The organism is Chryseobacterium sp. CCNWLW53, from assembly GCF_037083525.1.
Lineage (GTDB): Bacteria > Bacteroidota > Bacteroidia > Flavobacteriales > Weeksellaceae > Chryseobacterium > Chryseobacterium lathyri.
Map to the genome: position 1 here is coordinate 145,380 of NZ_JBAOJR010000001.1, position 25,991 is coordinate 171,370.

The following is a 25,991-nucleotide window of genomic DNA, read 5'->3' on the forward strand; positions in this document are numbered from 1 at the left end:
CCCAAAAAAATTGGAGGTATTTATTATTTAGAAAAATTAATTATTTTTTCTTTTTAACTACTTTTTTCTTAGTAGTTTTTTTCTTAGCTACCGCTTTTTTTACTGGAGCATCTTCGTAATCTTTTTTCTTGATTGCGTTCCACTCGTCAGCATTTTCAATAGCTTTCACAACTACTTTTCTGTCAACTTGTCTTTCAGCGTCAGAAGCTTTTTCAGAAACTGTAGCTTTAGACTCACCAACACCGATTGATTTAAGAGCGTTAGCATCTACACCTCTTGCATCTAAAGCAGCAACTACTGAAGCAGCTCTTTCTCTAGATAATTTCAAGTTGTAAGCTTCAGAACCTTTAGCATCGGTTCTACCTTCTAATAAATAGTTACCTCCATCTTTCTTAATGATTTCAGCAGCTTTATCTAATGCTCCTTTAGATTCAGGCTTAATTGTAGCTTTATTGAAGTCAAAGTATACACTTCTGAATTCAGTTTCAACTTCTTCAGCTGTTTTGCTCTTAGGCTTAGGACATCCGTTGTATTCTGGAAGACCTGGAACTGTAGGACAAGCGTCATCTTTATCTAAGATTCCGTCACCGTCTGTATCTGGCCAAGGACAACCGTTGTTTTCAGCAGGACCTGCAACTGTAGGACAAGCATCATCTTTATCGATAACACCATCACCATCTGTATCTGGCCAAGGACAACCGTTGTTTTCAACTGGACCAGCTACTTCTGGACATTGATCGTCTTTATCTGGAACTCCGTCACCGTCAGTATCAGGACATCCTTGGAATTCTGGTAAACCAGGAGTATCTGGACAAAGGTCATCTTTATCTAGGATACCATCCTTATCTCTATCTCTGTTACCGAATCTGAATAAGATTGATGCAGAAGCTTGCCAGAAGTTAGCAACTGTAGATTTATCACCTGGAGTTGATACATAATCTCCCTGAACACCAAGACCGAAGTTCTTAGTTACCCAGAAGTTAGCACCAGCACCTGTAGAAACTGTAAAGTGGTTAGCCTTACCGTTTTCGTTACCACCATCTCCGTTAGCAACAAGCTCTCCTTTGTAGTCATATCTAGGGAAAGAAAGAGCAGTGTAGTCATGTCTTAGATAGTTAGCACCAACTCTCAAATATGGATCGAACCAAGATTCTTCATCCCATAAAAGACCAGCTGCTTTAGCTTGGAAACCAAGACCTGTCATTAGGAAAAATTCTTTTCCCATGTTAAATCTCTTGTTATCTACATTACCTACGGAAGTCTGCCAGTCGATAACTAAACCTTTACCGATGTTTCTCGCAACTGTTAATTTAGATAATGGAGGTGTAATAGAGAAGTTGTTCATATTGAACATTCTCTTTGTTAGATTATTAGCAGAGAACGTATTACTGAAGTCTGTTTGGATTGCCTTGTGGTTTTCTGCATGAGCACCAACCCCGATCAACCACGGATTGTTGGTAGTCTGCGCGAAAACAGTAGAGGCTACAGTAAGCGCCAATGCTGAAATTCCTAATTTTAGATTTTTCATAGAATTAAATGATTAAATAATTGATAATGCAAAATAAATATAATTTTTCTTTATATACAAAGTTTTTTGAATGATTTTTAACTTTTCTTTAATATTCTGTCCAGGTTACGTTTATTTTCTCTATCTTTTATCGCCTCCCTTTTATCAAAGAGTTTTTTTCCTCTAGCAAGCGCAATGAGGACCTTTGCTTTACCCTTGTCTGTGATATATAGCTTAAGAGGTATAATTGTGTTTCCTGCATCCTTTAACTTTTTTTCAAGTTTCTGCAATTCTTTTTTGTGCAACAGCAATTTCCGTTCCCTTTTTGTTTTGTGATTGTAAAAAGTTCCCAATTTATACTCATCAATCATCATATTAATAATGTATAATTCCCCATCAATAAACTGACAGAAAGATTCTGTAATGGATGCTTTGGATGAGCGTAAAGATTTTATTTCTGTACCCGTCAGAACCATCCCTGCTTCAAATTCTTCAAGGATTTCGTATTCAAAACGGGCTCTTCTGTTTAATATACTTACTGTTTTTTCGATCTTCATTGTAAAAAATTCGTGATTATACTGATGGGTTACGTTCAATCTTCTCATTAAATCGCCCCTTTGGGACTTCTCCCTATTTATTTTGTTAATGAAATATAGAAAAAATACCCCATATTTAAAAACTTGACTATTACATTATTACGAAATACCCAAATTCTTTTCGTAATTTTGCGCCAAATTTACAAAACTATATGTTAACAGTATCTAACTTATCTTTACAATTCGGGAAAAGAGTTCTTTTTGACGAGGTAAATATTATGTTTACCAAAGGAAACTGCTACGGGATTATCGGAGCAAACGGTGCGGGGAAATCTACATTCCTTAAAATATTAACAGGAAAGCAGGATCCTACTACAGGGCATGTATCTTTGGAGCCGGGGAAAAGAATGTCAGTTTTGGAGCAGGATCACTTTGCTTATGATCAATTTACTGTTCTTGAGGCTGTTTTAAGAGGAAATAAGAAATTATACGAAATAAAAGAAGAAATGGATTCTTTATATGCTAAAGAAGACTTTTCTGATGAAGACGGAATCAAAGCAGGTGAGCTGGGTGTAATCTATGATGAAATGGGTGGATGGACTGCAGAATCTGATGCGCAGACGATGCTTTCAAATGTTGGGATTAAAGATGATATGCACTGGCAGATGATGAGCGAACTTGAGAACAAGGACAAGGTAAAGGTTCTTTTGGCTCAGGCTCTTTTCGGAAATCCGGATGTACTGATCCTGGATGAACCTACGAATGACCTTGACATTGATACGATCTCTTGGTTGGAAGATTTTCTTGCTGATTATGAGAACACGGTAATCGTTGTTTCTCACGACCGTCACTTCCTGGATACGGTTTGTACGCACATCGGAGATTTGGATTATGCAAAACTTAACCTTTATACAGGTAACTATACTTTCTGGTACCAGGCTTCTCAGCTTGCCACAAGACAGAGAGCTCAGGCTAATAAGAAAGCGGAAGAAAAGAAGAAAGAACTTCAGGACTTCATCGCAAGATTCAGCTCTAACGTTGCAAAGGCAAAACAGGCTACAGCCAGAAAGAAAATGATCGATAAACTGAATATCGATGATATCAAACCTTCTTCAAGAAGATATCCAGCCATTATTTTCGAAATGGAAAGAGAGGCAGGAGATCAGATTCTAGATGTAAAAGGTCTTGAGAAAACAAAAGACGGAGAACTTCTATTCTCAAACATTGATTTAAACCTTAAGAAAGGTGATAAAGTTGCTGTGTTGTCTAAAAACTCTTTAGCGATCACAGAATTTTTTGAGATTCTTGCAGGAAATGTTCAGGCAGATAAAGGAACAGTGGCTTGGGGAGTTACCACAAACCAATCTCATATGCCTTTAGATAACACCAATTTCTTCCAGGAAGATTTAAGCCTGGTTGACTGGTTAAGACAATTCACCAAAAATGATGAAGAGCGTCATGAAGAATTTGTAAGAGGATTCTTGGGAAGAATGCTTTTCTCTGGTGATGAAGCTTTAAAATCCTGTAAAGTACTTTCAGGAGGGGAAAAAATGAGATGCATGTTCAGCAGAATGATGCTTCAGAAAGCCAATGTTTTATTATTGGATGAACCTACCAACCACCTTGACCTTGAAAGTATCACGACCTTGAACAACTCATTGTCTAACTTCAAAGGAAATCTTTTATTAGCGTCTCATGACCACGAAATGCTTCAAACAGTCTGTAACAGAATCATTGAACTGACTCCTTCAGGAATTATTGACAGAGAAATGACTTACGATGAATATCTTGCAGACAAAAAAGTAAAAGAAATCAGAGAAAAAATGTATTCTTAATTCTTTAAGACCATATTAAAACTCAATATAAGTAAAATTCCTCAAAGTTGTCTTTGAGGAATTTTTATTTTAATTGAAGATTGTATTATTTGGTAAGCTTCGTTTTAGGAATAGTAATTGTTCCCGGATCTTTCCATAAACCGTCTTTTTCAGCTCTCTTCTTAATCGCCTGAGCTCTTTTTTCACTGTCAGGGTGAGAGTTGAACATTTTCTGAAAACCAGTCTGAGTGCTTCCTTCCGAAAGCAAAGCCAGTTTTTTGAATGCTGAATACGCCCCTACTACGTTATAGTTATTAGTTTTCATAAAATCATAAGAGTAAGTATCTGCCTCTGATTCCTGTTTCTTGCTGTGTGAAGCATCCAGAAAAGCATTGGCCATCTGCCCTATCTGACTATCATTTAACGTTGCCACAGCTCCTGATGCTGATGATGCCGCATCCAGTGCTGCTGCCTTCAGGTAAGCAGATTTAATAGCGTCTTTGGTGTCCTGATTCTTTACGTGTCCTATTTCATGTCCGATTACTGCTAATAATTCATCATCCGTCATGATATCCATTAACGAAGAAAATACACGAACACTTCCGTCTGCACAGGCAAAAGCATTGATATCCTTTACTTTATAAACTTTATAATTTAAAGCAAGTCCGTCCTGAGATTTATGTTTTCCGAAAAGCTTGTTAAGTCTTACTGTATAAGGATCTTTAGGTCCTGCAACCGGATTGTTCTTATCCATCCAGTCAACCGATTCTTTTGACAGTTTTACTGCGTCTTCATTGGTAAAGGTAAGGGCTTTTGCTCCTTTAGAAACAACGCCTGCAGCTTTTCCAAGATTAATTTTCTGTGCTGATACAGCATTCATAGCGCCTAAGAATAAAAGGCAGAGTGTAATTTTTTTCATGATTATTTTAATTTGGACCGCGAAGATAGATATTTTTTTCAACAATCAGTAAGTCAAGTTCAACCTTAATCATTTCAAAATGCTATTTTTTTTCCTTATTTTTGTGAAATGAGTCAGAAATGGATTTACAAGCCCGAACCCGATGAGGAAGTTGTGGACAGATTAAGTTCGTCACTTGGTTTTGGTACTTTTGAATCTAAGCTCCTCGTTCTAAGGGGAATTGACAATTATCAAAAGGCCAGAGAATTTTTTAAGCCCAACCTCAACGATATACACAGCCCATTTTTAATGGCAGATATGCAGAAAGCTGTAGAACGTATCGCAACTGCAATTGAAAATGGCGAGAAAATACTGGTGTACGGAGATTACGATGTAGACGGAACTACGGCTGTTGCTTTGATGTACCTTTACCTCAGCAAAATTGTTGAGAAGAAATATCTAGATTATTATATTCCCGACAGGAATTCTGAAGGATACGGAATTTCTACCGAGGGTATTGATTTTGCCAAAGAAAACGGTTTTTCCCTGATCATCGCTCTAGACTGTGGTATCAAGGCGACCGACATGGTACAATATGCCCAGGACAAAGGTATTGATTTTATTATCTGCGACCATCACCTTCCGGGTGAAGAGATCCCTAATGCAGTAGCTGTTCTGGATCCGAAAAGAAACGACTGCAGATATCCGTTTAAAGAACTTTCAGGATGTGGTGTGGGCTTTAAGCTCTGCCAGGGACTGAATACCATCTATAAAATTCCTGAAGCCGAACTGTTTGAGCTAACTGATCTTCTGGCTATTTCTATAGCAGCAGATATTGTCTCAATGACCGGAGAAAACCGGGTTTTAGCTAAAATGGGATTAAAAGTTCTCAGAAAAACAAGAAATCTTGGATTAAGATTATTGATTCCTGAAGATAAGCTTTCTCATTTTGAAATTTCAAATATTGTCTTTGAAATTGCTCCGAAAATCAATGCTGCGGGAAGAATTTCCCAGGGAAAGGCAGCGGTAGAGTTGATGGTTTCTGATAACCTGAAACATGCCAATCAGATCGTCAGCGATATTATGGACCTTAATGACGAAAGACGTGAGCTTGATATGAATTCCACGCTTTCTGCTTTGAACCAGATTATTGAATCCCAGCAGCAAACAAAATATTCCACCATTGTTTATCATCCTGAATGGAATAAAGGTGTGATCGGTATTGTGGCATCAAGACTTATTGAGACTTATTATAAGCCTACTTTGGTATTTACTGACGGTAATAATGGGGAAATGGTAGCTTCTGCAAGATCGGTTTCTGATTTTGATGTTCATGAAGCGCTTGATATGTGTTCTGAATATTTCCTGAAATTCGGTGGACATCATGCCGCTGCAGGACTTTCGATGGAAAAGGATAAATTTGAGGCTTTCAAAATAAAATTTGAGAAAATAGTTTCTGAAAAGATTCAGGAACACCAGCAGGAACCTTCTATCACGATAGATTCTGAGATCAAAGTGGATGAGATTAACAGGGAATTCATCAACTTCCATAGAAAACTGGCACCATTCGGTCCTCATAATATGAAGCCTATTCTTACCCTGACTGACCAAAAACTGTCCGGATATGTAAAAACAATGGGAAAAGACAACAATCACCTGAAATTTTACATCAAGCAGGAATCTACGGGTAGAAATATAGAATGTGTAGGCTTTAAGCTTGGGCAGTATGTGGAAGATTTTAAAAATAAAAAGTTTGATCTTGCCTTTACCTTAGAAGAAAACCATTGGAAAGGAAATGTAACCCATTATTTGAATATAAAAGATGTAAAGTTCAGGGACTAGCCACAGCTGCTATCTGTTACTTACCATCTGCTACCTGCAATCCATGAAAAAAATCGGCTTATTTTTTGGTTCTTTCAATCCGATCCATATCGGACATTTAATTCTGGCTAATTACATTCTGGAAAATTCCGACATGGATGAACTGTGGTTCGTTGTAAGTCCGCAGAATCCTTTTAAAGATAAAAAATCGCTGCTGAAAGATCATAACCGGTTGGATATGGTGCAGCTCGCGGTAAAAAGCTATCCTAAAATGAGAGCTTCTAATGTCGAGTTTTCACTTCCAAAACCGAGTTATACCATTGACACACTGACTTATCTTCATGAAAAGTATCCTGATTATTCTTTCAGTTTAATCATGGGTGAAGATAATCTGAGCAGTCTTCATAAATGGAAAAATTCTGAACTTCTGATTAAAAATCATCATATCATTGTATATCCAAGGGTTTTTGAAGGAGAAAAGAAAGATTCTGAATATCTTCAGCATGAAAATATTTCGGTTATTAAGGCTCCGGTTATTGAACTTTCTGCTACGGAGATCAGAAATATGATCAAGGAGGGAAAAAATGTACGCCCAATGCTCCCTCCGGAAGTGTTTGAATATTTGGACGGAAGCAGTTTTTATAAGTAATTTTGCAATTAAGAAGTTAAAAGCCAGACTTTAGAAGTTATTTAGGTACAATACAATCTAGTTTTCGACTTTTAATTCTTACCTTATACTTACCATATGAATTTCATCGAAAAGTTTTTCTCAAAATATCCTCAGGAAAAAGTCATTAAATGGTTTAAGCAAATCTGTTTGGCAGAAGCCGTTTCATGGTTTTTTCTATTTACCGCAATGACCTGGATACGTATTGATCCTGAAGGTGTTGTCCCAATCGTATATATCAGTACTATTGGTGGTATTCACGGATTATTTTTTACACTTTACCTGATCTTTCTACCTGTAATAAGAAAAATATACACGTGGGATGACGAAGACAGTGTCTTTGCATTAATTTCCGCGTTTTTCCCTTTTGCTACCATCTGGATAGACAAAAAACTAGCCCGTTTTGACAGAGAATAACAGTGTGATATAAAAAAAGGACCAAAATGGCCCTTTTTTATTTAAGTTACTTTTAGATGATTAAAGATCTCTTAGAACATGTCCGTTTGCTATGAAAGTATGACTTCCGTTCGTATCCGTATAAGTTCCGTTAACCGTAAAATCAATATACGCTCCTACTGCTCCGAAATTAGTCACCTGAACCACTACATTTCCTGTAGTAGGATTGAAATATCCTCCTGAAAACTCAAAAGTATAATCTGTAGTAAAGCTTCCCGGAACCCCAAGCATATTATTTTGAATCATATAGAAAGAATTTCCGGCAGGTGATGCAGAATTAATTCGTAATTGTTTTGCCGGCATATTGGGAGAAGTTGGAGTAAGACCAGACCATTGAGCATACATACTTCCCAAAACGTACTTCACATTTTGATTATCAATTTTATAACTGATAAATTCATTAACCGAATTACAAACCGAAAGATTGCTAAAATTCATAACCGGTAAATTAGCTGTAAAAGGAATTTCTCCTGAAGTCTGCAAATTAGTATAATCATAGCCTTCCAAAATAAATTGTGGATTAGCTGTACATGAGTAAACATTAAATGAAAAAGCACCTGTACTGCTTACCGGAACTGACGTGTACTGAAAATAGTTGGTTCCGGCCGCAGGTCTCAAAAGCACATAACCATCCGTAACATCAGTATTGGCACAGGTTTTCAAATTTCCCTGTATTATATACTGATTTCCTGTAGATGTTACTGTAATATCAGGCAGCGTCATGGTACTTCCCGCTACTACTGGTGCTACATTTGCAGTATAAACCATCGTGCTACATACATCATACACTTTAAGAATAAGAGTTTCATTTGCAGGAATAATTCCTGTAACTGTGCCCAAATTATCTGTCATTCCATAGGTTTCATAGGTCTGGCTGCTTCTTTTTAAACTCACCTTTGTATTAACCATTGGCAACCCCGCAGGATTTTTCACCGTTACTTTCAGGATAGCCTGGGGAAACTGCGCATCGCAATTCCACCAGGAGAAATGACTTACTGTTCCTACATAAGTATTTCCAACCTTCGTTGCAGAACCTTCTTCCTTCCACATTCCCGTATTTTCATCGTATGACCATAGCGGAATTGTGTTCGGAGACATTGAAGTTTGTGAAGCATCAATGGGAACTGTCATTTCAGCAGTATGCCCGTTTGCAATCTGTAATTTTTGTCCTGAACTCCCTGTAAGCTGAACATGCACCATTCCAAAGGTTTCCATGATTCTTGCATTTCCTCCGGAGTTGGTTGCCAGGAGAGAACCGGGCATTAATTCGGTCAGATACTGATTGGATGATGCTAAATGATACAATGCAACATTTACACTTCCGCTGTAAGCATTTCCGTTTGTATCTTTAAAACTTCCGTCGAATTTTACTTTTGTTCCGTTAGGTAAAGAAACCGTAGAAGTGGTTCCTGAATTAATACTTGCCTTTATGGTTGCAGGGATCATCATAATATTTACACGGTTTATTCCACTCGTAGGAACCATTACTCTTGAGCCGTCTACAAATCCGGATTTTGTTACTTTCACCAGGGCAAAGTTTTCCTTCACCTCTGCATTTTTAAAAGTAAAAAAACCTTTGAAATTGGTTTGAACCGTACTCGATCCGATTGTTACCGTTGCTCCGCTTACAGGATTTCCACCTGTATCAAGCACTACTCCCTGAAAGTTTCTCTGTACTGTACTTCCAAAATTAAAATTAGATTCAGGGGTTGGGTTACTGTCATCAATGTCTATATATGTTTCATTTTTACATGAAAATAGCAACAATAATAACAACAATAAAGGATAAAATTTTCTCATATGTTATTAATTTTTAGTTTACACTAAATTAATCATAAAATAGATACATCCATCTTTTATTAAATTTTTCATCATACTTTTTTTAAAATCTGATTAATTTTCAATCTCTGATGTAACAAAATTCCATATTGAATTGTCTAATTATGTAGAAACTCAAAAGTATTTTAAATTTTAATTCAAAATTTTAATTACTATAAATCAACAAGTTAAATGTAAGTTAAAAATATTTTAAGTACTTTGTATTGCATGATACTGTTTTTATTATATATCTTTGCTATGTTAAATAATAACAGATACAAGCTATTAAACCACAAAAAAAATAATGACCATGAAAACTCATATTCTAATTGCCGCCTTATTTTTCAGCGGACTGGCAGCTGCCCAGCAATCAAAGGATACTCTGAAAGTAAAAAATATTGAAGCTGTGAATATCAAGAAGCAGGTTTTCAAAAAGCAAAGTGACCGTTTCATATATGATGTAGCTTCTTCTCCTATTGCAAAGGGAACCAATACGTTCAATCTTTTGAAACAAACTCCAATGATCTCAAGCATTGACGGAAAATCTCTTAAGATTATGGGAAAATCTGATGTGGTGATCTACATCAACAATAAAAAGTCCAATATGGATGCTGAAGCTCTGATCGAAATGCTGAAGGGAACTCCATCTGAAGATATCCAGAAAATTGAAGTAATTACAACACCGGGAAGTGAATACCAGGTAGAATCCAATGAAGGGGTGATCAATATTGTGATGAAAAAGAAGAAAAATGACGGCTACAACGGAACCCTGAAAATGAACAATGAACAGGCTTATTACAATAATCCTTCTGCAGGTGCTTCTTTCAATTTCAGAAAAAACAAATGGTCTGTGAATTCAAATTTCAATACGGGAAGCTGGACAGACCGCGAAAGGTATACTTTATCGAACGGAGATTCCACTTTCAGAAATGAATCTTTGGGATATAATGATGATCCGAATAAGAATGTGGGTGGAAGTGTGAATATCGATTACGAGATCAATAAGAATCACAGTTTAGGTTTTACCTACAACATGAGATATAATAAGAGTTTCAATTCAATTCTTGATGTAACGAACTGGCAAAACGGCGCACTTGTTAACAGAACCGTCAACAATGAGAACGCACAGACAAGAAATCACTCTTTCAATCTGAATTATGAAATCAAAACAGATTCCATCGGAAGCAAACTTACTTCGAATGTTTCTTATTTATGGTTCAACAGGGACAAAATGAGTACAAATGAAAGTTTCCCACTCAATAATGATAAGAAGAATAAGTACAGTGCACTGCAGCAGTCAGTTCCTCAGATCATTAATAATTATGCTGCGAACATCGACTACCTGAAAAAGACGGCAAAAGGCAACACATGGCTGATGGGAGTAAGCTACAACCACACCAATACGGATAATGATACGAGACAGGATGATATTGAAAATGGAGTGATCATCAATAATGAGAATCAGACCAATCATTTCATTTATAAAGAAAGAATCCTGGGTGCGTATCTTACGTATGAAAGAAAGCTAAGCGAAAAATTTTCAGGGAAAATAGGAACGCGTTATGAAATGACCAGAAGCAGCGGCGAAATTCTTGGTAAAACAAGCTTTGACAGAAATTATAACAACCTGCTTCCCTATCTTAATTTAAATTATGCCATCAGTTCAGATCATAATCTTACCTATAGTTTTTCAAGCAGGATCAGAAGGCCAAGGTTTTGGGAACTGAATCCATCTAGAACATATTTCACGCCTAATAACTATACACAGAACAATCCTTTCGTACTGGCTTCTAAATTTTACAATCAGGAACTCAGCTATATGTACAAAAATGCTTTTTTTGCCAACCTGAGCTTCAATTATGTAAAAGATGCTTCCAACCAAATACCACTGCAGGGAACTGTAACCGGACCGGAAAAGGATGAAAATGGAAACACGGTAATTGTTACCAGAAGGTTTTTAAGATATATAAGAACGAACTATGGTGACAACAAACAGTTTGGACTAACCTTAGGAATGAACAAATCCTGGTTCAAGGAAATCTGGACAACCAATTATTCGGTAAACCTGGGATATAACATCTATAAAGGTTCGGTAACGGAAGATCCTACCTCGGTTCCGGTTGCAGGCCAGACAGAAGTAGTTGAACCTTATGTAATCAATTTCAAAAACTTCAACATATCCGGTAATATCAATAATACGGTACGTCTTTCTTCAAATAAGGACTGGTTTTTAGGAGTTAATTATTACTATGGCAGCAAAGTAAAAATTGAAAGCGGAACATTAGGCGTAAGACAGAGCTTTGATGTGAGCTTAAAAAAGATCATGGGCAACTGGACCTTCGTAGCGGAAGTGTATGATGTATTTAACCAAAACTATAACAGCATACAGGGAATACAGCCTAACGGAAGCTATAATAACGTAGTCAATTTCGAATATCCAAGAATCCTGAACATCGGGGTAACCTACAATTTCGGAAACCAGAAACTGAAAAAGGCAAGAGAAATGAAATCGGCCAACGATGCGATAAAGTCAAGAACTTAAGTTTTATAAAAAATTACAATTACCACAAACCACCACAACCACTCCGTTTCAAAACGGTATTTAAATAGAAGAATCATGAAAAAGATCATTATACTGGCAGCAGCTATCTCAGGAAGCGTAGTTTTTGCCCAGGAAAAGAAATCCGATACGGTAAAAACGAAATCTATAGAAGGCATTACACTTACAAAACAGGTTTTTAAGAAACAGAGTGACCGTTTTGTATATGATGTTGCAGCATCTCCGGTTGCCAAAGGAAACACCACTTTTGATCTGCTAAAGCAGACTCCGCTTCTGTCTTCAACGGATGATAAGACGTTAAAGATTGCAGGAAAAAACAATGCCCTGATCTATATCAACGGAAGAAAAACCAATATGGATTCTGAATCCCTGGTTCAGTTCCTGAAAAATACGCCGGCAGAAAATATCCAGAAAATAGAAGTGATTACGGTTCCCGGAAGTGAGTTTCAGGTGGAATCTTCAGATGGGATCATCAATATCGTTTTAAAGAAAAAAATGAGCGACGGCTTGAGCGGAAATATGAGGATGGCCAATTCACAAAACAAATACAATGCAAGCTCTGCAGCCTTTTCCATCAATTACAGGAAGGATAAGCTGGGAATCAGCGCCAATCTTAACGGCGGTGAAAATATAGAGGCTCAGACCTATACTTTAAGAAACGGAAACAGCCTTTCTTCCAACGAATCTAAAGGAGACATCAATGACCCGAATAAAAATTTAGGCGGTTACCTCAACGTTGATTATCAGCTTACAGAAAACAGCAATCTGGCACTAACATGGAATACCTGGGCCAACAGAAGCTATAATTCTACTGTAGATCTGTACAATACCATTCGTTCCTATGATGCAGACAGCAAAGATTATATTTTTAATTACAGCAATTCAAAAAATAACGAGAATACCCGTTCTTATAACAATTCATTAAATCTGAACTATGAGCTTAAAACAGATTCTTTGGGAAGTAAGTTAAACCTTAATGCAGCCTACCTGAATTATAAGAGATTCCAGTATACTGATAACAGGACTCTTCTTCCAGATGCTTCCGGAAATTATTCTTTGCCGGGCAAGCAGGTGATCCAGGATCTGCCTCAGATTATTAATAACTTTTCGGGAATGGCCGATTATATTCAAAAGTTCAAGAATGATTTCACTGTATCCGTGGGAGGTAATTATAACAAAACCAAAACAGACAACGATACTAAAAATTACACCTACGAATTCGATAAAAAGGGTCAACTGATAAAACAAAAACCGGAACCGAATCATTTTATCTATGATGAAAGTATTTACGGTGTTTATTTAACACTTGAAAAAAAGTTCTCTGATAAGTTTTCGGGAAAAGTAGGAACCAGATATGAAATCACACACAGTTTAGGAACTTCTGATAACGCTCCTACTGCCGATCTGAAAAGAATTGAGAGAAACTACAACAATCTTTTACCTTATCTGAGCCTGAATTATGCCATCAATGATAAAAACAATATTTCATATGCATTTTCAAGCAGAATGAGAAGACCGAGCTTCTGGGAAATAAACCCGGTAAGGAATATTTTGACTGAGGATAATTATACACAGAACAATCCTTTTGTAAAAGCGTCTTCCACTTACAACCAGGAACTTACGTATATGTATAAAAATTCATATTTCCTGATTTTAAATCATTCCTACTTTAAAGACGTAATTACACAGGTTCCGCTGCAGAGAGACATTCTGAAACCGAGAATTGACGCACAGGGAAATCCTGTCCCTGGCCCAAATGGACAGCCAATTATGGATCCTTACACCCAATTGAGGTACATCCGTACCAATTTTGGAGATAAGCAGGAGATGTCTGCAATGGTGGGAATACAAAAATCCCTTTTCAAACAATACTGGACAACTAACTTTAATATTGGCGTACAGCATAATATCAACAACGGAAGTTTAAGTATAGATCCTACTTCGGGAGATGTTTTCCCAACTTATGAAAACAAAAGAAAATCAACGAGCATTGTTATTCAAACCAACAACACGATTCGTCTGGATAAAAAGAAAACATGGTTTGCCGGAGTTAATTACTTCTTTGTAGATAAGCAGCAGATCGAGCTTGGAGTATTGCGAAATCTTATGAGCCTGGATTTGAGTCTTAAAAAAATCTGGAACGACTGGACATTTGCCCTGAATGTAAATGATGTCTTAAATACAAATATCATTGAAATTGAAGATTACCAGGACAACGGAAACTACAACTATATCCACCAGAACCGATACAACAGAGGCATGACGTTAAGCATTACCTACAATTTCGGAAACCAGAAAGTGAAAAAGGTAAGAGACATCGAAGGAGCTTCTGACGCCATTAAAAGCAGAACAAGATAGAACTATCATTTCTTCATATCAATTATTTTGTGGTAAGATCCGTCGGAATTTCCGGCGGGTTTTTCTATCTTTATGATTATGGATAAAAGTTTTGTGATTATTCTGTATTTTTTTTCGATATCCCTTCTTTGGACCGGCTGCAAAGAAAAAACAGTGACTTTGGCTAAAGATATCAGTTTTGAAAAAGAAGAAAATATCCGGTACGGAAATGATCCTGAACAGAAGCTGGATCTTTATACTCCTAAAAATAGAGGCTCAATAAAGGGGATCTTTGTCATCATTCATGGTGGAGGCTGGCGAGGCGGAGATAAATCCCAGCTTACTTTCTTTACCCTTTCTATGATGAAAAAATTTCCTGATTATGCCTTTGCCAATATGAATTACAGATTGGCAGACAATCATTCCTTTATCCTTCCTAATCAAACAAAAGACATTGATAATGCCTTAGATTTATTAGTTAAAAAATCTGTGGAAATGAAGTTTACGCCTGAATTTATTTTGCTTGGAAACAGCGCAGGTGCCCATTTATCAATGTTATACGGTTATAATAGGATTTTCGACCATAAACATAGAAAAAAAGTGAAGACAATTGTCAATATTGTAGGACCTGCAGATTTAAATAGTGCAGATTTCAGGAAATATTTTGACTATTCTTTTGTCGAAAAACATATGATAGATTCCTCAAAGCCAACTCCAACAGATATTACCCATCAAGATATTCCGAATCCTATTTTCTGGATTAATGAAACCTCTCCACCTACCATTTCTTATTATGGAAACAGGGATCAGGTCATTCCTATATCTCAAGAGAGAAAATTAGATTCTGCTTTGATTCAGAATAAAGTAAGACATGAAACTTATGAATTCAATGGCGGTCATCTGGACTGGGACAAGGCTCCGAATGATGAGTTCTTGATTAATAAAATTGCCGCTTTTCTTAAACAAACTGATAAAAAATAAACGCTTTGAGAATTTCAAAGCGTTTATTTTTCTACTCAGACTTTACAATTTCTGTTCTTTCCGAAACTCCATTCGAATTGAAAGCTTCGATCTGAAAATAATATGAATCGGTCCGGTCGGCTCCGGTGAAGAAATATTCATTCTTTCCATAAACCATAATGCTTCCATACAATTTATCCGGAGATTTTCCCCAATAGATCACATATCCGTCTGCATCCTGATTCTGCTGCCATTTCATCCAGATACTTCTTCTTTCACCGTATTTTTTAGGATCAGCTCTTAAAGGAACAAATCCTTCTACTTTCTTTGGTCTTTCACCTGCTCCTTTTCCAAATACTCTGAAACCACTTAATGCAAATTTTCCGGTAGGCATTTTCAGGTTTTCCATTTTAAGGAACCTTGTCTTAACTGGTTTTTCAAGCTCCACATAATCGTGGGGAACATCCTTGGTATTTTTACTTTTATCTACAACAACATTCCACTTCTTTCCATCATTCGAGCCATAGATTTTATATTGATGCATTTTGCCCAATGTTTTCCCTAAAAATTCAACATCCTGATCTGCGTAATTGATCTGGATCGCATTGATCGTTGACACCTCGCCAAGATCTGTCTGAAACCACTCTCCGGAGTTTCCTGTTTTTGCACTCCAATAGGTCTTGATATCTTCATCTACCGCTAGATTCGGCTGATAACCGCCTAAAGTAGATGAAACCTGAACTGGCTTATTATAATTCAGCAGCATCCAGCCTGCGAAAAGGCCCTTTGAGAAATCTTTACCCTGCGCATACTGCGGAAGATAGGTTGGGTAATCTCCGTAAGCGGTATTCGTGTACATTACATCATCTTTGTCAAATCCTGCCGGCCAGATTCCTAGGCGTCTTTCAAAATTATTTTTAGTGGAAATAAAGATGGTTGACACATGCCACCAATTTTTGTAGTTGTCCTCAAAAGTGGCTCCGTGTCCTGCTCCTCTTGCAAAACCTCCGGGTTTATAGGAAAACGGATTGTGCTGCTGGTACTCAAAGCCTTCCAGAGGATTTTTGCTGACATAAACGCCATCGGAATATCCGCTGAATTCGGTAGCCGGAGCTCCATACTGCATATAATATTTTCCGTTGTGTTTAGTCATCCATGCTCCTTCTACAAATGGCTGCAGGAAAACATTGTCATTATATTCCCCGAACCTTTCCCAACCGTGATCTTCAGGCTTCAGTTTTATAATAGGTTTTACAAAGCCTTCTGACTGCAGGTTTTTAACCTTCACTTCAGTCCCCAGAAGCGGCCACTCGTTGCTGGATCCCCAGTAGAGATACAGCTTATTTTTGTCCTCATCATAATGGAATGTAGGATCCCAAGCGCCTACTTTCAAAGTATCTACAGCAATTTTCCAGTCGTCTTTGGTAGGATTGGTACTTTTCCAGATCGGGAAATCCTGTTCCCAGGTAGATCCGTAAACGTAAAGAGTGTCTTTCATTGCCCAAACAGCCGGAGCATTCAGGTCATGAATATATTTATTGTCTCTCAGGAATTTCCTCTTCACAAACTTCCAGTCCAGCATATCATCGCTGTACCAGTATCCTTCCTGGTTGGTAGAAAAAAGAAATAACTTATTTTTAAAATTAACGATCACCGGATCGGCGGTAGCACGGTGTTTTCCCTGTTTTGAGAAAGCTTCAAATGGCGTATAACCATAATCAATGTTAATTGGGTTACAGAATGTTTTCTGCTGGGCACCAACGAATATTCCCAACAGAACAGTGAATGATAAAAAGTACTGCTGTATCTTCATAGCTTTTTGCTTAAGCGACAAATTTAGGTAACTTTTTTTGGTTTCCTCCAAATAAAACCGTCAAGGAGATAATGAGACAGCTGAGGAACAACCAGAATAGGAACCAAAAACTGAAGGAAATTTTCCGAAACCCGGAAATCCAGTGAAAAATGTTCATTCCAGACCAGCACTTCCCACAAAAATTCTTCGAAGAATGCAAATCCCAGGATTACTCCAATAAATAGAAATATTCCGAGGACCGATTTAAAAATAGAAAGCTTGTCCAGCTGATGGTTTTCTTTCTGCCGGATTTCCCGGATGTAGACCAGTGCAATGTATGGAATCCCATGCGAAATGACGTTCAGAAAAGTAAAGACCAAATCATTGTTGAAATAGACGATTCCAAAGTACCATGAAAGATAGGTTCCCGCTATCAGAGCTATTTTAGGAATATTGAAATTTCCAGTTTTAAAGACTTCAAAAACCGTTTTTAAAATCCAAACCATCAATATGACAACGTAAATTATAGTAATGGGTTCGGTATAATCCGGCAGATTTTTAAGCCAGTCAAATTCATTTTCTACAAACCATGTAAAAGCACGTGGAGTCTTAAACCAATACAGCATAGGATAAACTGTAGCAGAATAAACAGCGACCTCATCTATCCTTTTGCTCCAGTTATTAAGTTCAAAACGGGCGTAAATCCTCATAAAGCCGTACTGTTGACGGATAAAATGAAAAACAGCTGCCAACGCAAGGCCAGACCAGAACACCAGGCTGCCGAACTGGAACAGGGCCACCCCAAAAAGCCAGCTCAGGACAGGAATTCCCCAATACAGAAGTTTCCTCTTCTGCACTTCTCCCTTTACAAAATAGGTTTTGAACAAAGTGGAATAAACATGCGCTACATCTACAAAAACAATAAGAAAAAGCCATGTGTAAAAGGAATGATTGTTTTCAAGCCCCTGAATCTGTTTCTGAAAGAGAAAAATAACGACCAGGATCAGGAAAGGCGGAGATAAAATGAACCACCAGTCTGTTTTTGCATTATGTATCCAAGGCTGTTTCATATCATCTGTTGTGCTGTTCTTAGTCCCTGATAAAAAGCTTCTTCAAAAATAGAAATCCCTGAAAGATCTGTATGGGCAAAGAAAATTTTCCCATCAATGGGTTCTTTTGCCTTTTGGGTTTCTTCGCCAAAAATCTGGTCGGGTACCGGAGCTATCATAGCATGTCCTATTTTGTGAAAATCCATCTCTAAAATAAAATCTTCAATCAGCGGATGGGCTTTCTTTAAATCATCTAAAACTAAAGTTTTAAGCTCACTTTCTTTCATGGAATACAGCTTACGTCTTGCTTTTCTACAGTCGCTGCTGGAAAAACTCCTGTAATAGGTGATCACTTTCTCTCCTATGATCTGCTCAACGTTCTGATGCTGGTCAAAAATATAGCCCAGTCCCGCAGAACCATAGATGACATTATCCCACGCCAGTTCTTCATCACCTCCAAACTCATTCTTTAACGTAATAGTCGTCAAAAGCCAGGGAACATAATTGAATGATGTTGCCTTTTTTCTGCTAAAAATTCTCTCGGCAACAAACTGAGGACCTGTAAACAGTACTTTTTCAGCAGTGATTTTCACTGTCTTTTTTTTAAGGTTATCAAAGCTTAAAACCTCAACTTTATCATTTATATTGACTTCAAAAACCAAATGACCGGACTTATGTTTCCCGTCCGTAAATTTTGAGAGATGTTTGGCTAGTCTTGCATTTCCCTCCGGCCATGTAAAGACCTGATCTTTATATTTTCGACTCCAGTTATTTTTTCTTCCCGCAAAATAATGGATTCCTGCCCAGGCAGAAACAAAATCAATTCCTAATCCATAATCGTCTCTGCAGGAATAATCCAATAGCCAAAGCAATTCTTCCGATGTATAATGATGCTCTTTCAGCCAGTCTTTAAAAATGATCTTTTCTAGTTTTCCAGCATCATTTTCTATGCTTGAGTCGTGGACGGGAATAGCAAACCAGTATTTTCCATGTGCATCTTTTTTCTGGCGGAAATCATCTATTGTTTTAAAGAAACGGTCAAATTCTTTCTGTACTTCTGCATCAGTTCCTTTCTGCGGAACAATATCATTCTGCCATACATTTTTGTAAAACAGTCTTTCCTGCTGTGGAAAAGTCATCTGATATTCATCCAGAACAGGGTCTCCGTTTTCGTCATCTCCCTGGTAGATTCCACAGTCCTTTAAAAAATCAATGAGTTCAGTATTTTCTTTATTGGGAAGGGGCAGATAATGTGAACCCAAAGGAAATTTTGAAAATTGATTCTGTCCGTTTGAAGAATTTCCGCCCAACCTGTTCTCCATTTCAAGCAGAAGATAATCATTTTGATTGTTCTGGCTTAAAAACCGGCATGCAGAAAGCCCGGAGATTCCGCCTCCGACGATGAGATATTTCGTGTAGATTTCTTCTGAAAATTTTGGAAAATCTTTGGCCCACAGCTTGTGTCCGAGAACATGATTGGTTCCGGTAATTTTAAGCATCAGAGATCTTCCTTTCTTTCTGCAGTACTGCAGAAAAGGAAGCATAAGGCTGCCTAGAAAAACTGTTGTAAGAAAATCTTTCCTACTGTACTTTCCTCCACTCTTCATCGAAATAACGGACTAATATCTGGTTATCCAGACGGTTAACTTCTACATCATTCACTTTCATGTCTTTGCTGAAATAAGAAAGCTGGGAAAAATTATAATCGTAATATTTTAAATTGGGAATCTTTCTATAGATCCTATTATTTACAGGTTCAAATGAAGCCATTGAAAACCCCCATTCTCCAAATGACGGCACATAGGTATGGTATGCTGAAGTAAATGGAAATATCTGATTGATCGTTTTTTCTATACACCAGAAAGATTTCGGAGCAAAATATGGAGATGTGGTCTGGACAACAATTTTCGTATCGGAACCAGCCAGTCTTTCCAGTTCTTTGTAAAACTGCAATGAATAGAGTTTTCCTAAACTGTAATTGGAAGGATCAGGAAAATCAATAATGATTACATTGAACTTCTGTCTGTTCTCTTTGACCCAAACGTACGCATCTTTGTTGATGATTTTGATTTTCGGATCAGATAAAGAACTATGGTTTAAGGTACGCATGGTTTCATTGGTTTTGAAGAAATCGGTCATTTCTCCGTCAAGGTCAACAAGGGTAATATTTTTTACTTCTCTATATTTCAGGACTTCACGTGCAGCAAACCCATCCCCACCACCCAAGATCAGGATATTCTCAATATTTTTTGCCATAGACATCGCTGGGTGCACCAACGCTTCATGATAACGGTATTCATCTGTGGAGGAAAACTGAAGGTTATTATTCAGGTACAGCCGAAATTCATGGTTATTTCTCGTGAGAACAATTCTCTGGTAGGGCGAGCTTTTGGTATAGACCACATTTTCACCGTAGAGTTTTTCTTCTGAATACGACAAAATCTTATCTGAAAAGATAAAAAGGGCAAGAAGAAATGTAAAAGCCCCAATGGATTTTATCTTTAAAGAAAGTGGTTTCGAAAGTTCTTTTTTAATATAAAAACATAAGAATATGGCGATAGAAACATTAATCAATCCAAAAAACAAAGGTGTTTTTACAATTCCCAGGTTCGGAATAAGCACGAGAGGAAACAGTATTGAGGCCAGTAATGCTCCAATATAATCAAAGGCAAAAACGTTTGATACTAAGTCTTTAAACCCTATTCTGTCTTTTAGGATATTCATCAAGAGTGGAATTTCCACCCCGACCAGACATCCGGTAAAGAAAACAAAAAGGTAAAGCACTGCCTCAAAATGGGCCAGGGTATTAAACAGGATAAATAAAACAACTGAACTTACCCCACCGACAATTCCCACAAGGATTTCGATCTCTACAAATTTATCGATGAGATTTCCTTTGATAAATTTGGCAAAATATGACCCTACCCCCATTGAAAAGAGATAAACGCCAATGATGAAAGAAAACTGTTTGACAGAATCTCCCAAAAGATAACTTGCCAATGCACCGGCCACCAGTTCATAGATGAGCCCGCACGTTGCAATGACAAAAACCGAGAACATTAAAAGCAGCTCAAGAGGAATCCTCTTCTTATCCATGAATCGCAGCACTTATGATCATTGAAATTCCTATGATAAATGCTCCGAAAACAATCGCTAACGCTATATTTTTATTTTGTGAGATCTCATGCCATGTTTTTTCCGGGGTCAGTTTTTCGATAATGAAATAGCAAACCAAAAGAATGGCTATTCCTAAAATTGAGTATAACACAGAGTTGAATATCGGCAGTAGATTAATGTTATCCATAGTTTATATTTTTTATTTGTGGTAGTATCTGTAAAATCCTCTTCCTGTGGAGTGATTTCTGGTGGTTCCGTCCCGGTAGGTTTCTGTTTTGGCACAGTCGCAGAACTTATTTCCTGTAAAAGTAAGATAAACAAACCAGCTCAGAAAAAAGCCTCCGATAAGTAACAGTATCCAATTGGTCCTGATGTAGTGGGTTATTTTGTCCATATCTTAATGGGTAGGATAAGGTGAATTGGAACTGTTTTTCCATTTATTGAGTTCAAAAATGCGTCTTCCCACAAAGCTGACCGCTATGAAGGTTAGTGACAAAATGATTACAATAGCGAAATTCCAAAATGATACCGGTTGCCATGCGGCCTTGATTTTTACAGAGCTGTTTCTTTCATATTTTTCCGGGTAGCCGGTTTCCAGGCTCATATTGGTAAGGACAGAGTCCAATTTTTTAATTTCCAACGGCTTTTCTGTCAGCTTATTTATTCCGCTAATTTCGTTTTTCAGTATTTCTTTTTCGGTATAGATGCTGATGCTTTTGTCTTTATTGTTCCGCATATAGAAATTTCCCAGGTCATTTTTAATCACTGAAAAATCTCCATTCTGTAGCTGATAGCCTGATTTGAAAGGATCTGCCGCTCCTCCTTCTTTTTCTGCAGAAATCAGGAAATGGTAGTTTCCGGGCGCTACACCACAAAAATTAAATTCTTCACTCTGGCTTCCTTCGCTCCAGCTTTCTCCGTCTTCATAGCCGGAATATCTTTCTATATCTTTAGAGGTATAAGCTATTTCATTAGTCTTTTCATTAACAAGGCTTACGCCTACATTTGCCCAGGAGTTGTCTACTTCAGAGTAGGCATTCACTTCTAACGGAGCGGAAGCTCCTGAAAGGTTGAAACTTTTGCTTACCAGCTCTTTTTCATTTAAATCAGCAAATTTGATTTCCTGTTCAAAAAGGGTCTTATTAGTTCTTGATATTACCACATACAGCTGGATCAGACAGATTAGTAAAGCTGAAACTCCGATAATGTTGATCACTTGCCTTACATCAAAGAAAAAAGGCTCTACAATTCCTATCCCTGAATAATCGGGGAGTTCTTTTAAGCCGAAAGCTTTTTTGATGGTGTATTTTGAGATATGATTTCCCTTAAAGAACTGTACTGAATTTCCACATTCTTCCCGTGAGATCATCTCGGTGCCGTTTACGTATTCTTTATATTTGGCAAGTTTAAAATCTATTTTATCTTCAAAAAAACCAGCTGCGGAATGAATACTGCAGGGTGTGGTTTCATACCATCTATACTTCCGCCCATCAGCAGTTTCTGCATAATGCTTAAAGTCTTTAAATGCTGAATCCAGCAAGTGGAGAAGTACCCAATGTCCATCACTTTCGCTTAAGTATACATTATTTCCGGATGGACCTTTCAGTGCATATTCCCGCCAGAAAATATTTTCTCCATATTTTTTAACAACAATATTAATCACATAGTATTCTGTCCCATAGATCGTTCCTTTCTGTCCGACTTCCAGGACTACATTTTCTACAGGCTTTTTAATGATTTTCCGAGAAGCATTTTTTTCTATTCCGATAAGGGAAGCACATGAACGGCATATGTATTCTTCAACAGAAAAATCTATTGCCAGTTCATTATTTTTTTCACAGACGGGACAAACGTAATACATTTTTTAACGGTGAATTTTGTGTTTTTGAATGACATCAGCATTGAAATACTGAACAATTTCATCTGCGATCTGCTCTACTTTCTGGGTATTATCCTGGGTATAGTTGCACAGAAAAACATCAAATGTAAGCTGTTTAAACTCTGGCCAGGTATGTATACAGAGATGGGATTCCTTAAGACACACGGCAGCAGTGAAGCTCTGGTTGTCAAAGACATGATCTGTAATTCCAACAATTTCCACTTCTTTAGTTTCTAAAATGGATTCTGTATATTTCAAAAAGCGACTGCAGTCTAATAACAAATCTTCTGACTGTGTTTCCAAAGTCAGAAGAATATGCAGACCTTTGCTTGATAATGGTTTCAATTATTTTTTTCGTAAATATATTATTTTTTCGGAAGGAAAACCTCAGCAAGCATACATCTGGCGCTTCCTCCTCCATTCACTTCGATGGTATTCAGATCTGAGTAAATGATCTCACAGTATTTTTCTATGGCAGCAACCTGTTCAGGTGTTAAGGACTGATAGGCCGTCTGGCTCATCACCAAAAACTTCTGGCCGTCTTTATTCTGAACCTGAAGCATATTTCCTGCAAACTGCTGCATCTGCTCTTCTGAAATTTCGATGATCTCTTTTCTGGAATTTTTGATGGTTTCAATAACCTTTTCTCTTTCCAGCTCATTATCGATACAATCAAGGCATATGACTACAAATTTATCTGCCACACACATCATAACATTGGTATGGTAAATTGGAAGCCTCTCTGTGCCTACAGTTTGATAAGAATGGAAAACTATAGGGGTAAATCCATATTTCTCACAAAATTCTCTGAATAAATTTTCGTCAAGTCTTAGAGAAACCGAACCATAAGCGATTTTATTATCGTGGTCAAAGATCATACTTCCTGTCCCTTCCAGGAAGTGACCCTGAGTTTCAGGCAATGACCAGTCGTCAATTTCAGCAACTTCAAAGCCTTGATTTTTGATACTCTCAATAATATCCTCCCTTCTCTCTACTCTTCTGTTTGAAGCAAACATCGGATATAGGACAACTTTGCCATCTTTATGAAAGCTTACCCAGTTATTCGGAAAAATAGAATCCGGAGTATGAGGATCCAGGGTATCTTTTATAGTAATCACATTTATCCCTTTGTTTCTCAGTGTTCCAACAAAAGTGTTGAATTCTGCCAAAGCTTTAGACTGAATATCAGCCCCTTTCTGTTCAACCTGAAAGTAATTATTTTCTGCCGTTTCCGCATTATAGCCGAACGCAATCGGCTCTATCATTAATACTGTATCTGTTGTTTGCATTGTTTTTGATTTAAAAATTAAAACATTGAAAAGATTAAAAGATTCAGAAACCATTCTAATCTTCACATCAATCTACTCCCTTACCAGTGGCATTGTGGAGCACCTCAAGAGGCCACCCATTTTAGAAATCTCTCTGTAAGGAATTTCTTCTACGGTCATTCCCCATTCGTTTCTCAGGTGATTGTTCATTCTTGTAAATGTTTTGTCTGAGACAACAACTTCGGGAGAAATAGAAAAGATATTCGGGAACATTTCAAACATTTCTTCATCATTAAGGTGGAAACAGTTCTCTTCTCCGAAGATATCAATGATCAGGCGGTAATCGCTTTCGTCCACGAATCCGTTTTTATAGATCAGGCATTTATCTTTTCCCACCGGATTGAATGTGCAGTCCAAATGTAGGATCCCTTCAAACGGAATTTTATCATTTTTCTTTAATTCCAGATCGATGATTCTTTTCTTCGGAAAATATTCTTTCAGAATTTCAATAGCATATTCATTGGTTCTCGCTGTTTTATAGTTTCTGTAATCTTCGCTGAAACATGTTCCTATAAAAAGAAAATCGTCCCATACAATAACGTCACCGCCTTCAATGTGTGCAGTTTCCGGAAGATTGATAATTTTTCTCCACGCTACTTTTTCAAAAACTTTCTTGTAAGCATCCTGCTCATCAGCTCTGTCAGCGATCACATTTGAGATGATCATTTTATCGTCAATCACAAAAGCCACATCTCTTGCGAAAACTTGGTTATAATCTTTGATAATGCTTGGACGAAGGACTTCTACATCATATTTCTTCAATACAGCTTCAAAAGCATTCATTTCGTTGATAATATCCTCTTCTTTAGGATACATATTGTGTTCGATGGAGTAATATGACTTGGCGTCATAGCTCTCCTCCAGTGTGGGAACGGCTCCCATTGAATTAGGCTGTCCTAGAACAACTGATTTCAGCCTGCCCGTTTCGTTTTTAATGTTTAGTTTCATAAAGATTTATGCAATACTACAAATATAAGTAAAGGTCTCTATCTGGAAAACTTTTGATTTGTTTTATGCATCAAATTTGATTTTAATGCTGCTTATATTCGGCCTTATGCCTTATATTCCTGTATTAAATTGTAAATACAACCCAATAGTCCCTTTATATTTCCAACATAATTCATCTACAACTGACTATTTTTCATCTACATAAGAAACAAAAAATAATATATTTTATAAAATAAATTCATATCTTAGTGATATAATTTCAATGGAATTATAAAAATTAAAATTTAACTATTAACATCAAAAATCAAAATCATGAACAAGAAAAGCCCGGTGCTTAAAAATGCACAAAAATTAGGAAGAAACGAGCAGAAATTAATCACAGGAGGAGGGATAACCAGACCCAGATACTGCTGCGAGTGGGATGACAACGGAAACTGTACCATTTGGACGTGTGGTAACTGTGTTTGTCCATAATTAAAGAAATAACAACCCTGCTTTTGATAA

General features: G+C 37.2%; 22 protein-coding genes. 8 read left to right on the forward strand and 14 right to left on the reverse strand.

The genetic code is table 11. The features are described from left to right. Positions 1-40 precede the first annotated feature (40 nt). Together V6R96_RS00670 and smpB are read right to left on the reverse strand one after the other, a co-directional pair. Positions 41-1,528 (reverse strand): OmpA family protein, encoded by a 1,488-nt coding sequence (locus tag V6R96_RS00670; protein WP_336377704.1) that lies wholly within the window; start codon positions 1,526-1,528, stop codon positions 41-43. Positions 1,529-1,605: 77 nt separating this feature from the next. Continuing rightward, positions 1,606-2,064, reverse strand: coding sequence for an SsrA-binding protein SmpB (gene smpB, locus V6R96_RS00675; protein WP_111957158.1), 459 nt, complete (start codon positions 2,062-2,064; stop codon positions 1,606-1,608). 191 nt (positions 2,065-2,255) lie between these two features. Here smpB and V6R96_RS00680 point away from each other — a divergent pair, with 191 nt between their 5' ends. After that, positions 2,256-3,878 carry an ABC-F family ATP-binding cassette domain-containing protein gene (locus V6R96_RS00680; protein ID WP_111957156.1) on the forward strand — a complete coding sequence of 541 codons (1,623 nt, stop codon included), beginning with the start codon at positions 2,256-2,258 and terminating at the stop codon, positions 3,876-3,878. An 85-nt stretch (positions 3,879-3,963) separates the two neighbouring features. Here the strand turns inward: V6R96_RS00680 and V6R96_RS00685 are convergent, their stop codons facing one another. Continuing rightward, positions 3,964-4,776: a M48 family metallopeptidase gene (locus V6R96_RS00685; protein WP_336377705.1), complete on the reverse strand. Its 813-nt coding sequence runs from the start codon at positions 4,774-4,776 to the stop codon at positions 3,964-3,966. A 108-nt stretch (positions 4,777-4,884) separates the two neighbouring features. On the opposite strand from V6R96_RS00685, the gene recJ reads away from it, so the two are divergent. From recJ to V6R96_RS00700, 3 genes are all read left to right on the forward strand, one after another. Next, entirely contained in the window at positions 4,885-6,597 is a 1,713-nt protein-coding gene (gene recJ, locus V6R96_RS00690) for a single-stranded-DNA-specific exonuclease RecJ (RefSeq protein WP_111957152.1), read from the forward strand. A 43-nt stretch (positions 6,598-6,640) separates the two neighbouring features. Further along, positions 6,641-7,225 carry a nicotinate (nicotinamide) nucleotide adenylyltransferase gene (nadD, locus tag V6R96_RS00695; RefSeq protein ID WP_336377706.1) on the forward strand — a complete coding sequence of 195 codons (585 nt, stop codon included), beginning with the start codon at positions 6,641-6,643 and terminating at the stop codon, positions 7,223-7,225. Positions 7,226-7,321: 96 nt separating this feature from the next. After that, a complete protein-coding gene (locus tag V6R96_RS00700) occupies positions 7,322-7,660 on the forward strand; it encodes a DUF3817 domain-containing protein (protein WP_336377707.1) in 339 nt (112 codons plus the stop codon). A 60-nt stretch (positions 7,661-7,720) separates the two neighbouring features. Here V6R96_RS00700 and V6R96_RS00705 read toward each other — a convergent pair whose 3' ends face one another. Continuing rightward, on the reverse strand, positions 7,721-9,499 hold the full coding sequence (locus V6R96_RS00705) for a carboxypeptidase-like regulatory domain-containing protein (protein WP_336377708.1): 1,779 nt from the start codon (positions 9,497-9,499) through the stop codon (positions 7,721-7,723). A gap of 328 nt (positions 9,500-9,827) precedes the next feature. On the opposite strand from V6R96_RS00705, the gene V6R96_RS00710 reads away from it, so the two are divergent. From V6R96_RS00710 to V6R96_RS00720, 3 genes are all read left to right on the forward strand, one after another. Next, positions 9,828-12,059: an outer membrane beta-barrel family protein gene (locus tag V6R96_RS00710; RefSeq protein ID WP_111957423.1), complete on the forward strand. Its 2,232-nt coding sequence runs from the start codon at positions 9,828-9,830 to the stop codon at positions 12,057-12,059. A 75-nt stretch (positions 12,060-12,134) separates the two neighbouring features. Further along, positions 12,135-14,435, forward strand: coding sequence for an outer membrane beta-barrel family protein (locus V6R96_RS00715; protein ID WP_336377709.1), 2,301 nt, complete (start codon positions 12,135-12,137; stop codon positions 14,433-14,435). 78 nt (positions 14,436-14,513) lie between these two features. Further along, positions 14,514-15,395 (forward strand): alpha/beta hydrolase, encoded by an 882-nt coding sequence (locus tag V6R96_RS00720; RefSeq protein WP_336389741.1) that lies wholly within the window; start codon positions 14,514-14,516, stop codon positions 15,393-15,395. 31 nt (positions 15,396-15,426) lie between these two features. On the opposite strand, the gene V6R96_RS00725 is transcribed toward V6R96_RS00720, so the two are convergent. From V6R96_RS00725 to V6R96_RS00770, 10 genes are all read right to left on the reverse strand, one after another. Further along, on the reverse strand, positions 15,427-17,187 hold the full coding sequence (locus tag V6R96_RS00725; protein ID WP_336377710.1) for a discoidin domain-containing protein: 1,761 nt from the start codon (positions 17,185-17,187) through the stop codon (positions 15,427-15,429). Positions 17,188-17,210: 23 nt separating this feature from the next. After that, positions 17,211-18,236, reverse strand: coding sequence for a hypothetical protein (locus tag V6R96_RS00730; protein WP_336377711.1), 1,026 nt, complete (start codon positions 18,234-18,236; stop codon positions 17,211-17,213). After that, a complete protein-coding gene (locus tag V6R96_RS00735) occupies positions 18,233-19,822 on the reverse strand; it encodes an NAD(P)-binding protein (protein ID WP_336377712.1) in 1,590 nt (529 codons plus the stop codon). The genes V6R96_RS00730 and V6R96_RS00735 overlap by 4 nt, the downstream gene beginning before the upstream one ends. Next, positions 19,797-21,311 (reverse strand): polyamine aminopropyltransferase, encoded by a 1,515-nt coding sequence (locus V6R96_RS00740; protein WP_336377713.1) that lies wholly within the window; start codon positions 21,309-21,311, stop codon positions 19,797-19,799. Before V6R96_RS00740 ends, V6R96_RS00735 begins: the two co-directional genes overlap by 26 nt. Then, positions 21,304-21,519 carry a DUF350 domain-containing protein gene (locus V6R96_RS00745; protein ID WP_111957131.1) on the reverse strand — a complete coding sequence of 72 codons (216 nt, stop codon included), beginning with the start codon at positions 21,517-21,519 and terminating at the stop codon, positions 21,304-21,306. Before V6R96_RS00745 ends, V6R96_RS00740 begins: the two co-directional genes overlap by 8 nt. 12 nt (positions 21,520-21,531) lie before the next feature. Beyond that, the gene (locus V6R96_RS00750; protein ID WP_223558244.1) at positions 21,532-21,726 is read right to left on the reverse strand and encodes a hypothetical protein; all 195 of its coding nucleotides are present in this window, start codon (positions 21,724-21,726) and stop codon (positions 21,532-21,534) included. Positions 21,727-21,729: 3 nt separating this feature from the next. Continuing rightward, entirely contained in the window at positions 21,730-23,193 is a 1,464-nt protein-coding gene (locus tag V6R96_RS00755; protein ID WP_336377714.1) for a DUF4178 domain-containing protein, read from the reverse strand. Between the two features lie 3 nt (positions 23,194-23,196). Beyond that, positions 23,197-23,556 (reverse strand): S-adenosylmethionine decarboxylase family protein, encoded by a 360-nt coding sequence (locus V6R96_RS00760; RefSeq protein ID WP_111957127.1) that lies wholly within the window; start codon positions 23,554-23,556, stop codon positions 23,197-23,199. A 20-nt stretch (positions 23,557-23,576) separates the two neighbouring features. Next, the gene (gene ctlX / locus V6R96_RS00765) at positions 23,577-24,500 is read right to left on the reverse strand and encodes a citrulline utilization hydrolase CtlX (protein WP_336377715.1); all 924 of its coding nucleotides are present in this window, start codon (positions 24,498-24,500) and stop codon (positions 23,577-23,579) included. Positions 24,501-24,572: 72 nt separating this feature from the next. Next, positions 24,573-25,487, reverse strand: a complete 915-nt coding sequence (locus tag V6R96_RS00770; RefSeq protein WP_223558243.1) for a dimethylarginine dimethylaminohydrolase family protein — start codon at positions 25,485-25,487, stop codon at positions 24,573-24,575. A 312-nt stretch (positions 25,488-25,799) separates the two neighbouring features. Here V6R96_RS00770 and V6R96_RS00775 point away from each other — a divergent pair, with 312 nt between their 5' ends. Then, positions 25,800-25,961, forward strand: a complete 162-nt coding sequence (locus V6R96_RS00775; protein ID WP_157963380.1) for a hypothetical protein — start codon at positions 25,800-25,802, stop codon at positions 25,959-25,961. Positions 25,962-25,991 lie beyond the last annotated feature (30 nt).